Genomic DNA, 2,779 nt, shown 5'->3' with positions numbered 1-2,779 from the left:
GGGGTCGGTACACAGAACGGACCCAGATATACGCTAAGGTTTTGCCGGGCCATCGACGGCGCGCATCTGGCGAAGCGGTCTGAGCGCGGTGGATGGCGCATCGGGATCGGTCCAGAGGTAATCGCCGGTGAGATTGATATGCTGCCAACCGAGCGGTGATAGGTGTTGCAGCAGGTCCGGCGGGACCGGCCGGCCGAGGTTGGCGAGATGCATCCGGGCGGCTTGCAGGTAGGTCGTGTTCCACAGGACGATGGCACCGGCGACGAGGTTCAGCGCGCTCGCCCGATGGCTTTGGGCTTGCAGCGCATGATCGCGGATACGGCCGATGCGATGGAAGAAGATGGCGCGTTTCAGGGCATTTTCCGCTTCTCCCTTGTTGAGTTCGCGGGTGGCGCGGCGACGCTGTTCGGGCTGCTCGATCCAGTCGAGCGTGAACAGGGTACGCTCGACGCGACCGATCTCGCGCAACGCCAGTGCCAGGCCGTTGGCGCGTGGATAGGAGCCGAGCCGTTCCAGCATGATCGAGGCGCTGACGACGCCTGTGCGGATCGAGGTTCCCAGTCGCAGCACGTCGTCCCAGTGTGCCTCGATCAGACCTTCGTCGATGCGGCCCGCGACCAGCGGCGCAATATCGGGGCCGGGTTCGATGCCGTTAAACAGGTGCAAACGGCGTGCGGCGATATTCGGGATACGCGGCGCGAACCGGAACCCAAGCAGATGACATAGCGCGAACACATGGTCGGAGACGCCCCCGCCATCGACGTGATGCTCTTCGATGTGCAGATCGGCGCCGTGGTGGAGCAGCCCGTCGAGCACCTGTGCCGCCTCGCTCGCCGAAGCGGAGATAACTGTGGAATGGAACGGCGCGTAGCGATCCGAGACGTGGCTGTAAAAGGAGACAGCCGGCTCTGTCCCCTTGTGCGGATTGACTGCGCCGGTTGCCTGGGCGCGGCGGTCGAGCGGAAAGTTCTGACCGTCTGAGCTGGACGAGGTGCCGGACCCGAACAGCGCGGCCAGCGGCGCGGTGTGTTGGGCGTCGACAAGCCGGGCGAGCGCGCGACCGTAGGTTTCCTCGCGCAGATGCCATGAGGCGAGCCAACCGAGTTGGCGCTGGGTCACGAGATTGCAGGCTTCCGCCATGCGCGTATGGCCCAGATTGGTGGCATCGGCGAGCACCGCCGTGAGGATCGCACGTGGTTCATCCGCGGCACGGCCACTTTGCAGATGCGTGAAGCACTGGCTGAACCCGGTCCATCGATCGACTTCGGCAAGAAGGTCGGTGATGCGGATCGCGGGCAGATGCGCATAGAGCGGCGCAAGGGCGGTATCGGATTCCTCGGGAGTAATCGCCTTCAAGGGCGAAATCCGCAGCCTGCCCAAGCTGAGCTGCACGTCTTCCAGCGCGTCCGTCTCCGCCTTTCGCTCGACCTCGGCCAATCGACGGGCGAGGCGGGCGCGTCGTTCGGCCAGCCAGATATCGGCCGTATCCGGTGCCGGTATCGGCAAGGGGCCGGCCGCGCGCATGTTGGCGAATACGGGGGCAGGAATGAGTTGCTGCTCGACAGCACGATAGCGTCGGCTTCCCTCGACCCACATGTCGCCGGCGCGAAGCCGGTCGCGAAGCTCGACCAGCACGCACAATTCATAGATCCTGCGATCGGGAATGCCGGTGCCGATCGCCCGACGCCAAGCTTGCCGGATGAAGCCGACTGGCGTGCCTGCAGGCAATTTGCGCAGATGACCAAAATGAAGGTCGCGCATGATCGCGACCGCTCGCGCGAGCGCATGGCAGGCTGGCACCGCCCCGAATGTGAACGAGGCGATGAACGAGGGACCGACCTGTCGGAGGACGGGGTAATTGGTCGCGGCGACCGCGACGGGATCGACCGAATCGGGGCGGATCAGCTTGCGGGCTTCATCGACCTCGCGGCCGAGATCATTCCATCCGATCGCTGCCTCGACCGCAGCGCCGATATCGCCACCTGATATCTTGGCGGCGAGCAAGGCAGCGCCGAGTTGGGCAAGCAGCCGGATCTTGCCGTTGATGGTGCGCCGGTTGCGCTTGAGTGTCGTGTCCGCGCTGTTCTGTTCGCGCCGGAACATCTGCCCAAGCAGGCGATCGAACATCAGCACCGCATCGTCGGTGAGGGTAACGATGGTTTCGAGGATGGTCGCCACCAATGTGGCGCGACGCCGCGTCGCTTGCAGCGTCCGAACATGTTGCGCGGTCAGCCGCACGCCTTCCTGGCACAGGCGTCGGAGGCGCTCGGGATGGACGCCTACGGCGATATCCGGATCGATCCCGATGGCCCGAAGCAGTGTCAGTCGCTCGATGATGGCGGCGAATGTCTTTCGGCCGGGCTTGCCGGGTGACTGCCGCACCCAGGCCAGATCGCTCAAGTTCGTGCCTGTGTGGGGCAGGAGAAGCGCATCGAGCAGCCGGCGCTGTCGAGCATCGAGTCCTCGGGTCAGATGCTCGGCGACATGGCGTTCGGCATCGAGCAACGCCTGTGCGACCATCCGCTCGACCGAACTGATGCCCGGCACAATGATGCGCCGTCGCCGGCACTCATCCAGCATCACGCGCGCCAGCCTAGCCCCGCTGGTCGTCGTCAGCGCGATCGGCAGGAGCCATTCCTGCAACGTCGTTCGCAGCGGCCGACTGAGCGGCATGAAGCCGAATGCATCGCGCAGTGCATCGAGCTGTTCGTACCGGGTCGGGCCGCGCGTCGCGTAGTCGGCCAGCACCTCGGGTCCGACCTGCAATTGCTCTGCGACG

At 65.2% G+C, this 2,779-nt stretch carries 1 protein-coding gene; it reads right to left on the bottom strand.

The features are described 5' to 3' along the window. Nucleotides 1–33: 33 nt before the first annotated feature. The coding region (locus tag KYX69_RS23090; protein WP_300501680.1) for a Tn3-like element ISMpo10 family transposase at nt 34–2,779 on the bottom strand (2,746 nt) is incomplete at its 5' end.

Origin of the sequence: Sphingomonas sp., from assembly GCF_030145815.1 — a bacterium.
In the GTDB taxonomy this organism is placed as follows: Bacteria; Pseudomonadota; Alphaproteobacteria; order Sphingomonadales; family Sphingomonadaceae; genus Sphingomonas.
Note: the sequence above shows the minus strand (reverse complement) of the source record. Positions and strands in the feature narration are given on the sequence as shown.